Origin of the sequence: Haloarcula sp. Atlit-120R (assembly GCF_003665885.1) — an archaeon.
Lineage (GTDB): Archaea > Halobacteriota > Halobacteria > Halobacteriales > Haloarculaceae > Haloarcula > Haloarcula taiwanensis.
Genome location: NZ_QPLN01000004.1, coordinates 378,790 through 397,532, shown reverse-complemented (window position 1 = coordinate 397,532; position 18,743 = coordinate 378,790). Strand labels below are relative to the sequence as shown.

Here is an 18,743-nt window from a genome sequence, read left to right as displayed (position 1 = left end):
GGGGGCGTGGTTGCGGAGGGTGACGTGTTCACAACGGACCGAACGGTCCCGATAGGGACCATCGACGGGTGGTGTAGCGCCCTGCTCGACGAGCTTGCAGCCGTCGAGCGAGAACTATGGCTTGTTGTCGCCGTGACGCTTATCGTCGACGTGTGGCTGACACACGTTGGCCTTCAGCACGGCCTACACGAAGGCAACCCCGTGATGCGGGCTGCGATAGAGACGTTCGGGATCGCCGTCCTCGGCGTGACGAAAGTCGGCGTTCTCGGGCTGGCGGGGGTGACCCGCCGTCTGCTGAGCGATCAGCGCGGCGTCGTCGTGCCGCTCGGGCTGGCGCTCCCGTGGGTGGCGGCGGTCGTGATTAACGCGGCCCTCCTGATTAGTCTGTAGCTACCTCGGGGGTATACTGTCCTCAGCTTTCGTTCGCTCACCGACCCAACAGCCCGCACGCATTGGGTCGCTGTAGGCGACTCAGGCGCGGACATTCCGTTTGGCTATTAGTTCCGTTGTGCGTAATTTCTGTCTGGAAAATCCCATGGACGGCGGTACCCTTTTCCCCACAGTCTGAGACATAACCCGTATGTCGCCTGAGGTGAACCCGTTTGAGAGTTTACAGGAGCAGATCGACGACGCGTCGGACTATCTCGAATATTCGACTGACGTGCTTGAACGGCTGAAACACCCCGAGCGAGTGCTGGAGGCAAACCTTTCCGTGGAGATGGATGACGGCTCCGTCGAGGTGTTTCGTGCCTACCGATCACAGTTCAACGGTGACAGAGGGCCGTACAAGGGTGGCATCCGCTATCACCCGCAGGTCACACGCGACGAGGTCAAGGCACTGTCTGGCTGGATGGTGTACAAGTGTGCTGCTGTGAACATCCCCTACGGCGGCGGGAAAGGCGGCATCGAGATCGATCCGCGACAGTACTCAGCCAGTGAAATCGAGCGGATAACGCGGTCGTTCGCGAAGGAACTCCGCCCGATTATCGGCGAGGACCAGGACATCCCCGCACCCGATGTCAACACCGGCCAGCGCGAGATGAACTGGATCAAAGACACGTACGAGACGCTGGAAAACACCACCGAACCCGGCGTCATCACCGGCAAGGCTCCGGAATCGGGCGGCAGTGCGGGCCGTGTCGAGGCGACCGGTCGCTCGGTGATGCTCACCGCGCGGGAGGCCTTTGACTACCTCGGCAAGGACATCGAGGACGCGACGGTGGCCGTGCAGGGCTACGGAAACGCTGGCTCCGTGGCTGCAAAACTCATCGAGGACCTTGGCGCGAACATCGTCGCAGTATCAGACTCCTCCGGAGCCGTCTACAACCCTGACGGGCTCGACGCCCGCGACGCGAAGGCGTTCAAGAGCGAGACCGGGTCGCTGGCCAGCTACGAGGGCGCGAGGGAGGAGCTGACGAACGAGGAGTTGCTGACGATGGATGTGGACCTGCTCGTTCCGGCGGCGCTCGAAAACGCCATCGACGGCGACCTCGCGCAGGATGTACAGGCTGACATCGTCGTGGAGGCGGCAAATGGCCCGCTGACGCCGAACGCGGACGACGTCCTCACCGAGCGTGACGTGGCCGTGTTCCCAGACATCCTCGCCAACGCCGGTGGCGTCACGGTGTCGTACTTCGAGTGGGTCCAGAATCGCCAGCGGTTCTACTGGTCCGAAGAGCGTGTGAACAACGAACTGGAGACCATCATTACGAACGCGTTTGACGACCTCGTCGAGACATACGAGCAGACCGGCGCGCCGAACTTCCGGACGGCGATGTACGTCGTCGCAATCCAGCGTGTCGTCGCTGCGGCCGAGGAAGGCGGCATCTGGCCCTGACCGCGTCCCGGACTCAGTCGCGGCTATCGCGGGTGTTTTGCCGGCGCTTCCCCTACTGTGTGTATGGACATTTACGAGCGCCAGGTTCGCGTCGAAGCCCCGCTGTCAGAAGTCTGGAAATTCCACGCGACAGGCGATGGACTGGTCGCGCTGACTCCCGACTGGATGAACATCCGCATCGAGGAGGAGCGGGGACCGGATGGTGAGCCCGACCCTGAAGAACTGACCGCTGGGTCGGTCGTCGTCTCCTCGATCAAGCCCTTCGGCGTGCCGCCGCGCCAGCGCTGGGTGTCGAACATCGTCGCCCGGGAGGAAGGCGACGACGAGGCGATGTTCCGCGACGTGATGGCGGAGGGACCGTTTCCCCACTGGGAGCACACGCACACGTTCCGGGCGCTGAGCGACAGGGAGACGCTCGTCCACGACCACGTCGAGTTCGAACTGCCCGGCGGACCGCTCGGCCGGGCGCTTGGCCCCTTTGGCTGTCTCGGGATGGAGCCGATGTTCCGGTATCGCCATCAGCAGACGAAGGAACTGCTCGAAGGGTAACCAACACGTCACGGACCCGACTATGGTATCCGGTGTTTCTTTACTCCCGTGCCGGATACTATCGCGGGATGAGTAGACGTGTCGTCGCAATACCAGATGTGGCTGTGCTGTCTCCGTGCCACAACGGAGCAGGATGGGCGTGACCGAGCCGCGAATCGACCCGCGAATCGGGCTGGTCGTCGCCGTTCTCGCGGTCAGTACGAGCGCGATTCTCGTCCGGTGGAGCGATGCCGCGGCGTCGGTGGCGGCGTTCTACCGTGTTCTGTTGACGACCGCACTGCTAGCCCCGCTGGCGCTGGGGCGGCACCGGTCGGCGTTCGGGCGGCTCGCTCGACGGGACGTACTGGCGGCGGCGGCGACCGGCGTCGCGCTCGCAGTGCACTTCGCCGCGTGGTTCGAGAGTCTGGCGTGGACCAGCGTCGCGGCGTCGGTCACACTGGTCCAGTGTCAGCCGCTGTTCGTCGCCGTCGGCGCGTGGGCGCTGCTGGACGAACGGGTCACGCGCGGCACGACGGCAGGCATTCTGGTCGCTATCGGTGGCATCGTCGTGATGTCAATCGGCGAACTGCTCGGCGGCGGAGCGGTCGGCACGCGGCCACTGTACGGCAACGCCCTGGCTCTCGTCGGTGGCGTTATGGCCGCCGGCTATGTCCTCGCCGGGCGCTCGCTCCGCCAGCGGTTCCCCCTTGTCCCGTACGTGACCGTCGTCTACAGCGTCGCGGCGGTATCCCTCCTCGTTTTCGTCGTCGCGTCGGGCCACCCCGTGACCGGCTACCCACCACGGGAGTGGGCGCTGTTTCTCGCGATGGCTGTCGGCCCCGGCGTGTTCGGCCACACCGTCCTCAACTGGGCGCTGGCACACGTCGAATCGAGCATGGTCAGCGTCTCACTGCTCGGCGAACCGGTCGGGAGCGCGCTGCTGGCGTTGCTGTTGCTCGCAGAGACTCCCGGTCCGTCGACCGTCGCCGGTGGGGCTGTCGTGCTCGCCGGTATCGGCGTCGTCGCCAGAAGCCGAGCCGTCGGGGCACCGCCCGCAGACTGAGGCCGTTCCAGTCGGCCTACGCGCGTTTCTCTACGGCTCCACGGATTTCTGCGGCGGCGAAGTCGTGGTCCGGGCGGATGTTGACGAAATCGAGGAACTCCTCCGCGGCCAGCAACTCAGACGTATCGTAGTGGCGTGCGGCGGCGGCGACTGCGGTCGGCGCACCGACGAGCGGCTCCAGTGCGCCCAGCGCACACGCGAGATCATAGGCCCGGGCGTCGCTGATCGCCGCTTCGCGGACGCTCGTGGCGTCGATGAAGTACAGGTCGCCGTGGGCCACGAGCACGTTCTCACAGCGGAAGTCGCCGTGTGCCAGGCCGTCCTCGTGCATCCGGTGGAGGAAGTCAAACACCGTTGGACTGTGTCGCTCGACGCTTTCGGCCGGGAGGTCGTCCAGCGGCTCGAAGTCGGGGATGTATTCAAGTACCAGCACGCCCATTCCATCGTATTCGAATGCCTCGATTGGCTCGGGAGCGTTGACGCCGATTTCCCGCATCCGCTGGGTCGCCGCCAGCTCGTGTTCCGCCATCTCGTAGGGCGTCCCGAAGTGCTCGAAAAAGCCCTCTGTGCCGGACGAAAACGCGCCGATGTTGCGGCCGGCGGTCAACAGCGTGTGAACCAGCGAGTTCTGCCCCGTGATGACCTTCACGAACCACTGGTCGTTGACGACAAGCGGCGTCGAGAGCCAGTTATCGGCCTCCAGAAACGTCACGTGGGCCGCGGGCTCGTCGTACCGTTCGATTACCGCCTGCACCACGCCTTCGAGTTGCTCCCAGGGGACCGTCCCGCGGAGGAATCGCCGGAACGCCATTCCCTCTAGGAAACGCCGTGGACGGGCAAATGGCTTGTGTCTGTCGGCGTGTGCTATTTAGTAACACAAAACATAGCTTCGGTATGGAGTTCGACGTTCCCGGCGAACACCGGATGATACGGGATTCAGTCCGCGAGTTCTGTGAGAATGAGATTCAACCGATAGCACAAGACATCGAGGACGAGCACCGCTTCCCGGCCGAGATATTCGAGGAACTCGGCCAACTGGACGTGATGGGTGTGCCGATCAGCGAGGAGTGGGGCGGGCTCGGCGGCGATACGCTGATGTACGCGCTGGTCGCCGAGGAACTCGGACGCGTATCTGGGAGTATCGGACTCTCGTACGTGGCTCACACGTCGCTCGGGAGTAAGCCGATAGAGCTGTTCGGCACAGCCACACAGAAGGAGCGCTGGCTTACACCGCTCGCCACCGGCGAACAGCTCGGCGGCTGGGCGCTGACGGAACCGGGAAGCGGGAGCGACGCCAGCGACATGGACACGACGGCCAAGCGAGACGGCGACGAGTACGTCATCAACGGCACCAAGCAGTTCATCACGAACGCCTCCGTCGCCGGCTCGGTGCTCGTCAAGGCCGTCACAGACCCCGGAGCGGGCTACGACGGCATCTCGACGTTCATCGTCGCGCCCGAGGACGACGGCTGGGCGGTGACGACCGAGTGGGACAAGATGGGGCTGAACGCCTCGCCGACCTGTGAACTCCAGTTCGACGACTGCCGGATTCCTGCGGACCGACTGCTCGGCGAGGAAGGCGACGGCTGGGAACAGACGCTGCAGACCCTCAACGGCGGCCGCATCTCTATTGCTGCGCTCTCGACGGGACTCGCACAGGGGGCCTTCGAGGCCGCGAAATCCTACGCCACCGAACGCGAACAGTTCGACCGTCCCATCTCGAAGTTCGACGCCGTCCGGGACAAAATCGTCGAGATGGACCGCAAAATAGAGCGTGCTCGGCTGCTGACTCACAAGGCTGCGACGATGTACGACCAGGGAGAAGACGTAACGCGACTCTCGTCGCTTGCGAAACTCGACGCCAGCGAAATCTGTCGCGAGGTCGCCGAAGACGCCGTCCAGGTGCTTGGCGGCTACGGCTACACGACAGACTTCGCCCCGCAGCGGTTCTACCGGGACGCGAAGCTCATGGAAATCGGTGAGGGCACAAGCGAGATACAGCGGATGGTACTCGGCCGAGAACTTGGACTTTGACGACGCCTACAGCGTTCAGATGTCGGACGGACTCTCCGGGACGACCGTGACTGGCACGTCGGCGGCGTCGATGACCGAAACCGCCGCGTCGCCGTCGCGGATTTTACCGGCTAGACCTTTCGGCTCGTGGCCCATGACGATATGTTGCACATCCACGTCAGCCGCGAGTTCGAGTAGTTCGTTGCCGACCCGCGTGCCCGAACGCATTGCAGACCGACCGACGTGTTCGATAGCGACCGTTGCCACGACATTGGTGTCGCGGAATCGGTCCCGCATCTCGTCCCGGAGTTGCATGGCCGTGCCGTCGGCGGTGTCTTCGTCGACGAGGTGGACGACGTACAGTTCCTCACCAAGTCCGTCTGCGAGTCGAACCGCCGTATCGATGACTGCCGGGGAGACTGAATCGTTGGCGATTGCAACGAGAATGGTCATACAGGACCCACGGCCTTCGCGTCCAAATCACTTTCTGCCAACCTAACAGGTTGGCTTACTCTGTCGCCTTCAGGTTGTGGACAGCGTCAACGTACTCGACCACCTCGGCAGTCGGTTGGATGGCCGAGAGAATCGCGTCGGCGTCCTTGTACGCCATCGGCGCTTCGTCCCGGACGCCTTCGATGACGGACTCCGAGTAGATGCCGTCCATCGCCGCGGCGAACTCGTCCATGTCGACCTCGCTGTGGGCCTGCCGACGGCTCATCACGCGACCCGCGCCGTGTGGTGCTGTCTGGTGGTACTCGTCGTTACCCTTCCCTCGTGCGATAATCGACCCGTCGGCCATGTTGAACGGGACCAGCAGCCGCTGGCCGTCGCGGGCCGGGGTCGCCCCCTTGCGGATGGTGAGGTCGCGGAAGTCGATGTAGTTGTGAATCGACTGAAAGCGGTCGACGGGGTCGATACCCAGCGCATCACAGACGGCGTCGCTCATCAGGTCGCGGTTCCAGCGGGCATATTGCTGGGCGAACAGCATATCGACGAGGTAGCCGTGGGCCTCACGGCCTTCGAGCCAATCGAGGTCCGTGTTGCGGTCCTCGTCGTCGCTGCTGTGGATGGCGTCCTGCACCTGTCCCAGCGCGTCGAAGGCGTCTTCGATCTCGGAGCCGTCGAGTTCCCGGCGTAGCCGCTCTTTCCGGATGTATGACTCGCCCATGCCGCCGGTGACCCAGGCGTAGAGGTCCCGGGATTCGACGGTGTCCGGGTCGAACTTCAGGTACTCGACGTACTCCTCGGGAATCTGCTCGCGGATCTCGCCGATGGTCCGGCGGTCCGTCGCCGTCGACTGCCAGTATTCGGCGACGGACTTGCCGAGGTAGCGGGAGCCACTGTGGATGACCAGCCAGTAGTCGCCCGATTCGCGTGCCTGTCCGAACTCGATAAAGTGATTCCCGCCGCCCAGCGTCCCCGCGCTCTTGATGATATACCCCATGCCCTGGCGCTGGTCTGCCAGCACGCGGTCACACAGCGACTCGAAGTACTCCTCGTCGTAGCCGTCGAAGTCGAACTCCACAGGGTCGATGTGTTCGCCGAACCGCTCCGCGTAGGCTGCGTCGAACTGCTCGAAGACGCGGTTAGCCCGCTCGAACGGGAACTCCTCGACGAGGTGGACGGCGTCGTCGTAGTCGTGAACGTTTCGCCCCATCGGGACCGCCTCGCGGACGCGTCGCTCGCGCTCTTCGTCTTCCAGCGGGAGGTCCGGTCCGAGGTTTGTCGCGGCCATTCCACAGCCGACGTCGACGCCCACGATGTTCGGGACGACACGGTCGCCCAGCGGCATGGTGAAGCCGATAGGTGCGCCGGCTCCCCAGTGCGTGTCCGGCATGATCCGCACCGGTTCGGTGAACGCCGGGTGGTCGATGAGCGTCTCGATCTGCTCTCGACACCCGCTCTCGACGAGCGATTCGTCGTCGACCATCACCCGCGCCGTGGTGTGTTCGCCCGTCAGTTCGAGTACCATTGGTGTCATAGCGTAATCGCATGGAGGGTTTGAACCTCACGGTGGCCCGTAAGCGACTGGCACTCCGCCGAAGCAACAAAAACCCGAGGCCGAACAGGAGGTGACAGGCTAACCCGGTGATATATTCCTTCTCAGCCGCTGAGATGGGTTTTCACTCTGTGAGAACTCCCGTTCCCTTATATGCCACCGTAGTTCGGAATTCCACATGTGAGGTGACACAGATGTCCTATCAAGCGGCGAACCCCTTGGCAGACGAGTTCGAGTTCGAGCTCGGCGGGGCGTGGACCGCGTACTGGCTAGCGTTCCTGCGTGTCGTGACCGGCTGGTGGTTCTTCCACGCAGGCGTGACAAAGCTCATCGAGAACGGGCTGGCCTACACCTACGGGCCGACGTATCTCAAGCAGATGACTGGCACGGCACTCGGTCCGATCCCCGTGCTGATGGGCGAACACCTAGGCTGGTTCATTCAGGCGATGGTCCCGCTGGGCGAGACGCTCATCGGGCTCGGACTGATGGTCGGCGCGCTGGTCAGGCTCGCCTCCGTGTTCGGGGTCTTCTTCATGGCCCTGTTCTGGATCGGCAACGCGAGCTTCGGCCACGGGCTGGTCAACAGCGACTTCATGGGTCTGCTGCTGTTCATGACGATGATCGTGCTGGCGACTGGTCGCTACTACGGCCTTGACGCGATCATCGAGAGGACCAAACTGGTCAAACGAAACCCGAAACTGAGGTACCTGCTCGGTTAAGGAGGTGACCACCAATGCAACAACACACCACCGTCATCGACAAAGCGGCGATGGCACTCAGCGGCGGTCTGATGCTGCTGGGCGTCGTCGTCCTCGGCATCGTGGAGATACTGGCGGGTAAGCCCTACAGCGCGGCACCGCTGACGAACGAGGCGGGCGAGGTCATCGCGACTCCGATGGTCGATCCGACGCTCCGGACCGGGCTGGTCTTGGCCGGCATCCTGGTCCTGGCTCTGTACGGGCTCTACAAGCTCGTCGCCCCGATGAAGGGGGCGGCGGCCACGACACAGCAAGACGTAACGGCGGACTGAGCAATTGTCGTTTTCGCTGTTGTGACTCGATATGTCGTCTCTGCCGACAGAATTGTTAATGGGTGCCGTTCCACCCCACCACGTCCCCACTGACAATGTATTTACTGTGGCCATATTAATCAAGTGGGGTAGTTTCGTATTCTGATAGAGCCCACCACAACGCTCATCTCTGTGGTGGTGTTGAAATGTATATGCCTTCGCTGGTGGTTCACTACGCCTTCGTGGGGTTACTCGCTGCAACGCTGCTTGGCGCTGCATTCGATAAGCGGTCGCTGCTACTGTCGATACTCGTCGTCACGTTCCCCGACGTTGACGCGTTTATCGGGCTCTACTGGCAGGCCGGCCACCGGGCCGCGACGACGAACCTCGTTATCCCGGCGGTGCTGGCACTCCTTATCGGAGTCGACCTGTACGTGCGTGACAAATCGTATATCAGGGGCCGCTGGGGGGCTTACGGTGTTCGGGTCAGTTGGTTCTGTGTCGTGGTATATGTGGTCGGGCACGTACTGCTAGACCTGATTACGGGCGGTGCAAACCTCTTCTGGCCGCTGTACGACCAGTTCTATCAGCTCAGCGGTCACCTAGAACTGTCGAGCCAGCGCGGCATCGTCCAGACGTTCGTCGAACTGCCCGAACCGCGCGCTCAGACGCCCGGCGGCACCGGCACGGGGGGCAGCGGTGGGTCGACGACACAGTCGATGGGCAACTCCAGCGAGGTCCAGATGAGCACCGGCATCGACCCCAACCCGGGACAGCCGGAACCCGAGGCCGTCGACCGCGTGTTCCCCATCGCCCGGAGCGGCTGGGAGCTGGTCATCCTCGTTGTCGGGACGCTCGCCACCGCCGCTCGTCTCCGCTTCGGCCACGACCTCTCGGACGAGTGATAGAGCGTCGGTCGGCATCGAGGCGCGTTCGCTTTCGAGTCCTTCATATACGCCGTGGCCAACCGGAGAACCATGGGCTTCGAGGTACGCCGACGACTCAGTGTCGCCGACACGGTGACGTTGTTTAACGCCGTCGTCGGGTTTGTCGCCGGAGCCATCGCCTTTACCGACCCGCATCTGGCCGCTCGCCTCATTCTGCTGGCGGTCATCGCCGACGCAATCGACGGCATCGTCGCCCGGAACGGCGACAGTTCGGCGGTCGGCCCGCTGCTCGACTCGGTGACCGATGTAGTTTCGTTCGGTGCGACGCCGAGTCTCTTTCTGTACGTGCTGTTGACAGACGCCTACGGCGGTATCGAAGGTGCACACCCGGCCGTGTTCGTCGGTCTCGCGTTGCTCGCCTCCGCGTACGTTGTCTGTTCCATCGTCAGGACGGCGTTCTACTCGACGTACTTCGATTCTCCCGACCAGCGGCCGGGTATGCCGAACACGCTCGGGAGTATCATCATCGCGACGGCGTATCTGAGCGGTATCACGAACCCGCTCATGTTGAGTATCGGCGCGCTCGCGCTCTCGCTTGCGATGATCGCGCCCTTTGACTACCCGAAGCCGGGACCAAAACACGCCATCCCGATGGGTGTCGTGCAGGCGGTCGCCGTCGTTGCGCCGGCGGCACTGTTCCGGGCCGGACCACGGGCGATGCTCGCCATCGCGCTGCTGTTTTTCGCGCTCGGTCCGTGGGTTTACCCCGGCGAGTAACCCTCGCCGGTCGCACTCCGCTCAGACCGCCTCCTCGATGAACTCCGTCAGAGTGTCGTTGAAGACCTCGGCTCGTTCGACCATCGCCAGGTGGGCAGCGTCGGGAACGAACGACACCTCGCCGTCGGGGATCTCGCTGGCCAGCGTCTCGTGATACGCTCGTGGGGTCAGTTTGTCGTGTTCGCCACAGACAGCCAGCACGGGCACATCAATCTCGCCCAGTCGGTCCCGCACGTCGAAGCCATGACAGGTCATGAAGTCGCGGCGGGTCACTGCCTGCCCGACTGCCTCCATCTGCTCGCGTGAGCGCGACACGGCCGCGTGATCGATGTCGTGGAACAGGCGGTCCCGTTCGTGCAGGAACTCGACAGCACGGTCCCAGTCGTCCGCAAGCCATTCTTGCAGCCCTTCGAACACCGGAAGTTCGGGGCCGGTCCCAAGCAACACAATCGCTTCGGGCGCCCAGTCTCGCTCCAGCGCGACCCACTGTGCAATGGCACCGCCAAGCGAGTTCCCGACCAGCACGTCCGCGTCTGTCTCCCGACCCACAGCGACTACGTCGTCCGCGTAGGCGTCGAGTGTCGTGGTCCCGGCCGCGGTGTCGATATCGTCCGACTCTCCGTGACCTGACATGTCAAGCGCGACAGCGGGGTGGGTTGGCCCGGACGGGGCGTACTGGCGGCCCCACACTCGGTGTGTCGCGCCGCTACCGTGGACATACAGCGCTGTCGGTCCTCCCCCAGCAGGCTGTGTCTGTCTGTACGCCGTGACTCGCCCGTGGTGACTGACCCGTTCCATGCGGTACCGTTCGGAAGCGGTGTGGATAAAAGATTGGCGCGCCCAGATACAGTGTGAACCGCATTCAATCAACTTCCAGTATTTTCCCGCAGTACAGCGCATTTCAGCGATAGGTTTATATACTAATATCGCTTACTTTGAGTTAGCATGACTTCGGAACAGCAGTTGTTCGACGAGACGCCCCTCCGCCGATTCGAGTACGACGACAGCGTCGTGCTCGCGGCGGACGTGGGACCCGATGCCGACGCGAGTGTCGATGTGGTCGACGGGACCGTCATCGTCGTCGCTGACGGCCACCAGTACGAACAGGAACTCCCTGGTGACGACGCACGAGCGTTTATGAACCACGGGGTTCTCACTATCGAACTGTCAGAGCGCGAGGGAGATAACTGATGAGACTTACTGTCAAACCACTCAAACAGAAAGACGCCGGCCGAGGCCTCGCGGCTATCGACCGCGCCGCGATGGACGAACTCGACCTCGAGAACGGCGATTACATCGTTCTCGAGGGGAAACAGGACAGCCGCGCGGTCGCCCGCGTCTGGCCCGGCTACCCCGAGGACGAGGCGAAGGGTATCGTCCGTATCGACGGGCAGCTCCGGCAGGAAGCCAACGTCGGTATTGACGACCACGTAAACATCGAGAAAGCCGATGTCAACCCCGCGACCTCAGTCACCGTCGCGCTACCCCAGAACCTCCGGGTCCGGGGCAACGTCGGGCCGATGATTCGCAACAACCTCAGCGGGCAGGCCGTCACGCAGGGCCAGACCGTCCCGGTGAGCTTCGGCCTCGGCCCGCTCTCCTCGATGTCCGGACAGAAGATTCCCCTGAAAATCGCGGAGACCGAACCCTCCGGCACGGTCGTCGTGACCGACTCCACGGACATCCAGGTCAGCGAGATGCCCGCCGAGCAGGTCCACAGCGGCGAGGGCGCGCCCGAAGCGAGCGACACGCCCGACGTGACCTACGAGGACATCGGCGGTCTCGACCGCGAGCTCGAACAGGTCCGGGAGATGATCGAGCTGCCGATGCGCCACCCCGAGCTGTTCCAGCAGCTCGGCATCGAGCCGCCGAAGGGCGTCCTCTTGCACGGCCCGCCCGGTACCGGGAAGACGCTGATGGCCAAGGCCGTCGCCAACGAAATTGACGCGTACTTCACCACCATCTCCGGCCCGGAGATCATGTCGAAGTACTACGGCGAGAGCGAGGAGCAGCTCCGCGAGGTGTTCGACGAGGCCTCCGAGAACTCCCCCGCCATCGTCTTCATCGACGAAATCGACTCCATCGCGCCCAAGCGCGGCGAGACCCAGGGCGACGTGGAACGCCGCGTGGTCGCCCAGCTACTCTCGCTGATGGACGGCCTCGAAGAGCGCGGACAGGTCATCGTTATCGGCGCGACGAACCGCGTCGACGCTATCGACCCGGCGCTGCGCCGCGGCGGCCGCTTCGACCGCGAAATCGAAATCGGCGTCCCGGACAAGGAGGGCCGCAAGGAAATCCTGCAGGTCCACACCCGCGGGATGCCCCTCTCCGAGGAAATCAACATCGAAAACTACGCCGAGAACACCCACGGCTTCGTCGGCGCTGACCTCGCCTCCCTCACCAAAGAGAGTGCGATGAACGCCCTCCGGCGCATCCGCCCGGAACTCGACCTCGAATCCGACGAGATTGACGCCGAGGTGCTCGAACGTCTAGAGATTGAGGACGAGGACTTCCGCGAGGCGATGAAGGGCATCGAGCCCTCCGCGCTCCGGGAGGTCTTCGTCGAAGTCCCTGATGTCACCTGGGACTCCGTCGGCGGCCTCGAAGACACCAAGGAACGACTCCGGGAGACTATCCAGTGGCCGCTCGAGTACGAAGACGTGTTCGAGTCGATGGATCTGGAAGCCGCCAAGGGCGTGCTGATGTACGGCCCGCCCGGCACCGGGAAGACCCTCCTCGCGAAGGCAGTCGCCAACGAGGCCCAGTCGAACTTCATCTCCGTGAAGGGGCCGGAGCTGCTGAACAAGTTCGTCGGCGAGTCCGAGAAGGGCGTCCGCGAAGTGTTCAGCAAGGCCCGCGAGAACGCCCCGACCGTGGTGTTCTTCGACGAAATCGACTCCATCGCCAGCGAACGGGGCGGCGGCACGACCGACTCCGGCGTCGGCGAACGCGTCGTCTCCCAGCTGCTGACGGAACTGGACGGCATCGAGGACATGGAGAACGTCGTGGTCGTCGCGACCACGAACCGCCCGGACCTCATCGACGACGCGCTCCTGCGCCCCGGTCGGCTGGACCGGCACGTCCACGTGCCCGTCCCCGACGAGGACGCCCGGCGCGCCATCTTCCAGGTCCACACCCGGAACAAGCCCCTGGCCGACGGCGTCGACCTCGACGAACTGGCCCGCCGCACGGACGGCTACGTCGGCGCGGACATCGAAGCGGTCGCCCGCGAAGCGTCGATGGCCGCGACCCGGGAGTTCATCAACAGCGTGGACCCCGAGGAAATCGGTGACAGCGTCAGCAACGTCCGCGTGACAATGGACCACTTCGAGCACGCGCTTGAGGAGGTCGGCCCCAGCGTCACCGAGGAGACCCGCGAGCGCTACGACGAGATCGAACAGCGCTTCGACCGGGCCGAACCCGGCGTCACCGACGAGAGCACGGCCAGCCGCACCTTCCAATAGGGACGGGCGACACACCAGCGCTGATGTTCCGCAGTTGAGGGTCGATTTTCGTTGCGTTAATGATCGTCAAGCCTGTCGAGCGTGATTTCGAGACATTCGTAGGCTTCCTTTGTCGCACCGGCCCCGCCGACAGTGACCGGTCCTGAATCGGCGTCGATGGTGAGCGACCGTTCCGCCGGGTTCTTGCTCGATGCGGGATAGACGAGACTCTGCCGGGCATTTATTACGGGTCCTGATATCGTTGTCTCAGTTCGGTCCGTCGTCGAAAGGACCCGAGCGCGAGCAGTGATCGGCGTCCCTTCCCGTAGCGCCAGTGCCGCCATGAGTACTGCAAATTGAAACGCGGAGAACGTCCGCGGGAACGCACACATGTCGGCGACGTAGCATTCCGTTCCCATCAGCCAGTGACTGCCGAGAAACATCGTGAACTCGTCATGTGCGAGGTTCTCGTTGTCGAATGTAGTCGCCTGATGCTCTGCCATCGAGTCAGTCAGCAGTCCGGAATGCCCAGTGAGCCCGCGCTGCATATCGGCGGTCACAAGCAGCGGGGTAATGCCGCTCTCGATTGTCCGGACCGCCGTCGCGATGTCCTCATATGCGGGCGTCGATGCTGTCTCATCGCCGTGGACAAGTAACAATACCAGTACATCCCGCTCGATAGCGGCGCTGAGTTGCGGCATAAACGCAGAGAGGGCCGATTTCGGGAGCGCAATCGTGAGACTCTCATCGGCACTTTCAATAAGTGATTGCATCGCACTGATGACTGACGACTGGGTCCGGTGGATTTCCAGTCCCGATTGTCCCATCAGCATAGAATTCGGTGCTACGTGTATAAATTGTCTCCTGAATCGGAAGCAAGCGGCGCTGAGACGGGAACCGTCATCAGCAGAGAGAGGTCTGGTGTAACTTCTTTATGTGCGTGTCTCTTTGGATGGGTGATGAAGTCACAGCCCACCGTCCTGTTCGTCCGCAGTCCGAGCCAGGACAGGGCCGCGATTTCGATGCTCCGGGACAGTGGCCTCACCGTCAACGAGTTCGACGGGGTTCGTGATCTGGAGTGTGCGCTCGAGGACTACGACACGGACTGCGTCGTCACGAACTGCGAAGTGGAGAACGTGGACGGGACACAGTATCTCGGTGGGCTGACCGTGATCGAACGGCTGCGGGAGAGCCACCCCGAACTCCCGGTTGTCCTCTTTGCCGAAGTGACAAACGGCGACATCGCCCGCGAAGCCTACAGCCGCGACGTGTTCGGCTACATTCCGAGTACAGTAAGCGATGCCCACCAGCGACTTCTGGCACAGGTCGATGCCGCTGTCGCTTCCAGTCCGGCCCGGCAGCGGGCGAACAAGCGAAAACAGCTCAACGAGGCTGTCCGGCTGGTCAATCAGGCGCTCGTCCGCTCACAGTCGCGGATGGATATCGAACGCGATGTCACGGCGGTTCTGGCAGGCACAACCAGATACACTGAGGCCTGTACGGTGACCTGTCAGTACGACAGGCCGGTCGTTCGAGCGCTGGGGTCACAGCGTGACCACGTTTCTATTACCGCACCGGACCCGTTGCGCCGCGCTGAGTCAGAAAACCGACTGGTCGTTGCAGACATCGACCACGCAACGGTCGCAGACGACACAGAGGCACTGGAGACGGACTGCACCCGAATTCTTGCGGTCCCACTGGTGTACGGCGGGGATTCGTACGGTGTCCTCGGAGTATACGCCGACAGTGTCGACACCTTCGACGCGGAAGAACAGGATACGTTCAGGGAGGTCGGGCACAACATCGCGCTGGCTATCGACGCCAGCCAGACGAAAGACGCGCTCCAGCAGCGGACGACGGAGCTGGAACAGCAGAAAGAGCGGCTCCGAGAGCTCGCACAGATTATCTCACACGAACTCCGGAACCCGCTTCAGGCGGCGATGGGTCGGGTCGAGCTGCTAGCCGCTGAACACGCCGCCGAGGAGTTCGACGCCATCCAGCGCAGCCACACCCGGATGTCGTTTCTCATCGACGATCTCATGGAGATCGCCCGAGAAGGCGGCAGACAGTACACCGTCGAGCCAGTCGCGCTCTCCGACGTGATGGCCGACGCTTGGACGACGGTCACCACCGATGGGTCGACCATCGAAATCGACTGTACCGAGACGATACTGGCCGATAGCAACCGCCTGCGTCAGCTTGCGGAAAACTTCTTTCGGCTCGCCACGGAGCAGGGTGACACCGGGAAGATAACGATCACCGACACGGCCGACGGATTCGCGCTTGAACACGACAGCATCCCGTTAGAGGTGGGACAGGAGGGACCGTTTGAGCTCTATTACGCTTCCAGTGACGAGGGTGGCGGACTCCATCTCGCCGTGATCCGAGAAATCGCACAGGGCCACGGGTGGGAAATCGCCCTCTCCAACGACCCGACGGGACGGGTCCGGCTGCACGTGACCGGTGTTGAACGGCCGTCAGCGAAACCCACGTAGCGACCCGGCCTCGCCGTACGTGACTCGAAACCGTATTTTGCATCCAGTCCGGAGTTGTGGTATGGATCTTCAGGCTCGGTATCGCGTGCCAGCACTCACTGGCCTGTTGACGGTCGTGTCGCTCGCGCTCGTGTTTGGGGCCGTTCTCGGGGCGATTCCCCGGTCGGCTCTCCCCGCTGCGCCCGCGAGCGTGCTCGGGGCAATCCCTCACGCCAACGCTGTGGTCAGTGCCCTCGCTATCGGCACAATCGTCGGTGGCGTTCGAGCAATCCGTCGCGGCAACGTCGCGCGACACCGAAAGCTGATGCTCTCCTCGTTTGGCCTGTTCGCCCTGTTTCTCGTGCTGTATCTCTATCGGATAACGCTCGAAGGGCCAACGGACTTCACCGGTCCGTCGGTCGTCGAGATGTACTTCTACCTGCCGTTTCTCGCCGTCCACATCCTGCTTGCCATCATCGCTATCCCGGCGGTGTACTACGTCCTGCTGCTGGCCTACACGTACCCCGTCTCGGAACTGCCGTCGACGAACCACCCGCGGGCCGGAAAGCTGGCCGCGGGGCTGTGGCTGATCTCGTTCTCGATGGGTATCGCCGTCTACGCGATGCTGTACCTGATCTGGTGAAGACTAGCGCTCCGCTCTGAGCAGGCCGAACCACAACATGTCTCGCCACGCGCCGTCAAGATACCACTCCGCCCGGTGCGTGCCTTCTTTGCTGAATCCCAGTCGGTCGACCACTGCGACGGAACGGTCGTTCCCGCCAACAATCTTCGCCGACCACTTCCGGAGCGCTCGCTGGTCGAAGCCATACTGGACCAGTCTGCCCGCTGCCTCGGTGGCGTACCCCTGGCCCCAGGCATCCGGGTCGAGCCAGTAGGCCAGTTCGGCTGTGCCCCGCTCTGGGTCGTGGTCGGTCATGGCGACGAGTCCGACCGGCTCGGTTCGGTCCTCGACCCGTCCGGGACTTCCGTCCGGGTCGATACAGACCAGTAGATGGACCGAGTCCTCGTCGGACAGCGTCTCCTCGTAGTAGGACTCCATCTGGTCGGTGGTCGGCGGGCGGGCGTACGTCCCCAGCCCCCAGACCTTCTCGTCGTGAAACACGCGCTGTATCCAGTCGAGGTCATCCCGCTCCGGGGACCGGAGGGCAGTTCGGTCAGTTGCGAGGAAGGACGGCCCTGGCATGCGTGAGTCCTTGCTCGGACTGCGCAAAAATGTGGTGCCAGTCTGCACCGACGACGCTAGTCGTCAGCCGGCCTCGATTGCGTCCCGATATCGGGGCGGGCAACGTCGCGGTCCGTCGCCTCGCCCTCGATGTCGTAGGGGTATTCGCCGGTGACACAGCCGAGACAGAGGTCAGTTTGGCTCTTGTCCAGCGTCTCTGCGATGGCGTCGATGGAGAGATACGACAGCGAGTCCGCCTCGATTTCGCTGCGGATCTCGTCGACGGACTGGTTCCCGGCGATGAGTTCGTCCCGTGAGGCCATGTCGATGCCCATGTAACAGGGCGCGACGATGGGCGGCGCTCCGATGCGGACGTGGACCTCCTCGGCCCCGGCGTCTTTCAGCAATTGGATCAGTTGCGTCGAGGTGGTCCCGCGGACGATAGAGTCGTCGATGATGGTGACGCTTTTGCCCTCGATAGTCGACTTGATGGGGTTGAGCTTCAGCCGGACGGCCCGCTCGCGCTCGTCCTGGGTCGGCATGATGAACGTGCGGCCGACGTACCGGTTTTTCATCAGCCCTTCAGCGAATTCGATGTCCGAACCGTCGTCCTGTGCGGCTTCGGCGTATCCGGAGGCGAACGCACGTCCGGAGTCAGGCACCGGCAACACCACGTCCGATTCGACGCCGGACTCTTCCCAGAGTTTCCGGCCTAGTTCGCGCCGGACCTCGTAAACGAGGTTCTCGTCGATGGTCGAGTCCGGTCGCGCGAAGTAGACGTGTTCGAAGAAACAGTGGGCCGTGTTCTCGGGCTGGATTAGCTGGTACGTGTCGTAGCCGGTCCCGTCGGCGTGCAGGACGACGAGCTCGCCGGGCTTGACATCCCGGATCAGTTCGCCGTCGAGCGTGTCGATGGCGGCCGACTCGGAGGCGAGGACGTAGCCGTCCTCGAGTTCGCCGATACACAGCGGCCGGTTGCCCTGCGGGTCGCGCACACCGAGCACCGTCTCGTCGTGCATGATGGTCAGTGAGTACGACCCGTGGATACGGTTCATCGTCCGCTTGACGGCCCGGACCAGGTCCTCCTCCAAGAGATTACGCGCGAGGTCGTGGGCGATGACCTCGGTGTCGCCGTCGGACGTGAAGGCGTGGCCGAGGTCGGCCAGTTCGTCGCCGATTTCGTCGGCGTTGACGAGGTTCCCGTTGTGCGAGAGGCCCAGCGACCCCGACTTGAACGAAACGGAGAACGGCTGGGCACAGCAGGCGTTGACGCTCCCGGCGGTCGGGTATCGGACGTGGCCGATACCGTTCGGGCCGTTGAGCGCCTCCAGATCACCGGGGTCGAAGGCGTCACCGACGAGTCCCATTTCGACGTGGCTGTACTGCTGGAACCCGTCGTGGGTGACGATGCCGGCCGATTCCTGGCCGCGGTGCTGAAGCGCGTACAAGGAGTAGTAAAGCGGTCGGGCGGCGTCACGGTCCTCCAAAGAGATGCCAACAACGCCGCACTTCTCGTGCATTTGTGTTGAG

At 63.4% G+C, this 18,743-nt stretch carries 20 protein-coding genes; 13 read left to right on the top strand and 7 right to left on the bottom strand.

Translation table 11 applies throughout. The features are described 5' to 3' along the window. Positions 1–6 precede the first annotated feature (6 nt). The 4 genes from DVK01_RS16465 (at position 7) to DVK01_RS16450 (ending at position 3,428) form a co-directional block, all read left to right on the top strand. On the top strand, positions 7–390 hold the full coding sequence (locus DVK01_RS16465) for a DUF5658 family protein (RefSeq protein WP_101349987.1): 384 nt from the start codon (positions 7–9) through the stop codon (positions 388–390). Positions 391–580: 190 nt separating this feature from the next. Further along, complete coding sequence (locus DVK01_RS16460) at positions 581–1,837, top strand: Glu/Leu/Phe/Val dehydrogenase (RefSeq protein ID WP_101349988.1); 1,257 nt, start codon at positions 581–583, stop codon at positions 1,835–1,837. 63 nt (positions 1,838–1,900) lie between these two features. Next, positions 1,901–2,386, top strand: a complete 486-nt coding sequence (locus DVK01_RS16455) for an SRPBCC family protein (RefSeq protein WP_101349989.1) — start codon at positions 1,901–1,903, stop codon at positions 2,384–2,386. 133 nt (positions 2,387–2,519) lie between these two features. Beyond that, on the top strand, positions 2,520–3,428 hold the full coding sequence (locus DVK01_RS16450; RefSeq protein WP_121537586.1) for a DMT family transporter: 909 nt from the start codon (positions 2,520–2,522) through the stop codon (positions 3,426–3,428). 16 nt (positions 3,429–3,444) lie between these two features. On the opposite strand, the gene DVK01_RS16445 is transcribed toward DVK01_RS16450, so the two are convergent. Further along, a complete protein-coding gene (locus tag DVK01_RS16445) occupies positions 3,445–4,239 on the bottom strand; it encodes an RIO1 family regulatory kinase/ATPase (RefSeq protein WP_121537584.1) in 795 nt (264 codons plus the stop codon). Between the two features lie 83 nt (positions 4,240–4,322). Here DVK01_RS16445 and DVK01_RS16440 point away from each other — a divergent pair, with 83 nt between their 5' ends. Then, positions 4,323–5,462 carry an acyl-CoA dehydrogenase family protein gene (locus DVK01_RS16440; protein ID WP_121512350.1) on the top strand — a complete coding sequence of 380 codons (1,140 nt, stop codon included), beginning with the start codon at positions 4,323–4,325 and terminating at the stop codon, positions 5,460–5,462. A gap of 15 nt (positions 5,463–5,477) precedes the next feature. Here DVK01_RS16440 and DVK01_RS16435 read toward each other — a convergent pair whose 3' ends face one another. Both DVK01_RS16435 and DVK01_RS16430 read right to left on the bottom strand, forming a co-directional pair. Continuing rightward, positions 5,478–5,894, bottom strand: a complete 417-nt coding sequence (locus tag DVK01_RS16435) for a universal stress protein (RefSeq protein WP_101349993.1) — start codon at positions 5,892–5,894, stop codon at positions 5,478–5,480. Between the two features lie 55 nt (positions 5,895–5,949). Further along, positions 5,950–7,413, bottom strand: a complete 1,464-nt coding sequence (locus DVK01_RS16430; RefSeq protein WP_121537582.1) for an RtcB family protein — start codon at positions 7,411–7,413, stop codon at positions 5,950–5,952. Positions 7,414–7,634: 221 nt separating this feature from the next. On the opposite strand from DVK01_RS16430, the gene DVK01_RS16425 reads away from it, so the two are divergent. From DVK01_RS16425 to DVK01_RS16410, 4 genes are all read left to right on the top strand, one after another. Beyond that, positions 7,635–8,159 (top strand): DoxX family membrane protein, encoded by a 525-nt coding sequence (locus DVK01_RS16425; protein ID WP_101351431.1) that lies wholly within the window; start codon positions 7,635–7,637, stop codon positions 8,157–8,159. A gap of 14 nt (positions 8,160–8,173) precedes the next feature. Continuing rightward, a complete protein-coding gene (locus DVK01_RS16420; protein WP_101349995.1) occupies positions 8,174–8,470 on the top strand; it encodes a hypothetical protein in 297 nt (98 codons plus the stop codon). Positions 8,471–8,661: 191 nt separating this feature from the next. Continuing rightward, a complete protein-coding gene (locus DVK01_RS16415) occupies positions 8,662–9,354 on the top strand; it encodes a metal-dependent hydrolase (protein ID WP_101351432.1) in 693 nt (230 codons plus the stop codon). A 72-nt stretch (positions 9,355–9,426) separates the two neighbouring features. Next, the gene (locus DVK01_RS16410) at positions 9,427–10,113 is read left to right on the top strand and encodes a protein sorting system archaetidylserine synthase (protein WP_121537580.1); all 687 of its coding nucleotides are present in this window, start codon (positions 9,427–9,429) and stop codon (positions 10,111–10,113) included. A gap of 21 nt (positions 10,114–10,134) precedes the next feature. On the opposite strand, the gene DVK01_RS16405 is transcribed toward DVK01_RS16410, so the two are convergent. Then, positions 10,135–10,911: an alpha/beta fold hydrolase gene (locus DVK01_RS16405; RefSeq protein WP_101349997.1), complete on the bottom strand. Its 777-nt coding sequence runs from the start codon at positions 10,909–10,911 to the stop codon at positions 10,135–10,137. 147 nt (positions 10,912–11,058) lie between these two features. On the opposite strand from DVK01_RS16405, the gene DVK01_RS16400 reads away from it, so the two are divergent. Both DVK01_RS16400 and DVK01_RS16395 read left to right on the top strand, forming a co-directional pair. Further along, positions 11,059–11,304: a hypothetical protein gene (locus DVK01_RS16400; RefSeq protein ID WP_101349998.1), complete on the top strand. Its 246-nt coding sequence runs from the start codon at positions 11,059–11,061 to the stop codon at positions 11,302–11,304. Beyond that, complete coding sequence (locus DVK01_RS16395; protein ID WP_121537578.1) at positions 11,304–13,577, top strand: CDC48 family AAA ATPase; 2,274 nt, start codon at positions 11,304–11,306, stop codon at positions 13,575–13,577. The genes DVK01_RS16400 and DVK01_RS16395 overlap by 1 nt, the downstream gene beginning before the upstream one ends. Before the next feature lie 56 nt (positions 13,578–13,633). Here DVK01_RS16395 and DVK01_RS16390 read toward each other — a convergent pair whose 3' ends face one another. Continuing rightward, positions 13,634–14,386, bottom strand: coding sequence for a TrmB family transcriptional regulator sugar-binding domain-containing protein (locus tag DVK01_RS16390; RefSeq protein WP_121537646.1), 753 nt, complete (start codon positions 14,384–14,386; stop codon positions 13,634–13,636). Between the two features lie 129 nt (positions 14,387–14,515). Here DVK01_RS16390 and DVK01_RS16385 point away from each other — a divergent pair, with 129 nt between their 5' ends. Continuing rightward, the gene (locus tag DVK01_RS16385) at positions 14,516–16,051 is read left to right on the top strand and encodes a histidine kinase dimerization/phospho-acceptor domain-containing protein (protein ID WP_121537576.1); all 1,536 of its coding nucleotides are present in this window, start codon (positions 14,516–14,518) and stop codon (positions 16,049–16,051) included. A 61-nt stretch (positions 16,052–16,112) separates the two neighbouring features. After that, positions 16,113–16,673: a DUF420 domain-containing protein gene (locus DVK01_RS16380; protein WP_121512345.1), complete on the top strand. Its 561-nt coding sequence runs from the start codon at positions 16,113–16,115 to the stop codon at positions 16,671–16,673. Between the two features lie 3 nt (positions 16,674–16,676). Here the strand turns inward: DVK01_RS16380 and DVK01_RS16375 are convergent, their stop codons facing one another. Both DVK01_RS16375 and purF read right to left on the bottom strand, forming a co-directional pair. Beyond that, entirely contained in the window at positions 16,677–17,234 is a 558-nt protein-coding gene (locus tag DVK01_RS16375; protein WP_101350002.1) for a GNAT family N-acetyltransferase, read from the bottom strand. 56 nt (positions 17,235–17,290) lie between these two features. Further along, complete coding sequence (purF, locus tag DVK01_RS16370; RefSeq protein ID WP_121537574.1) at positions 17,291–18,733, bottom strand: amidophosphoribosyltransferase; 1,443 nt, start codon at positions 18,731–18,733, stop codon at positions 17,291–17,293. Positions 18,734–18,743 lie beyond the last annotated feature (10 nt).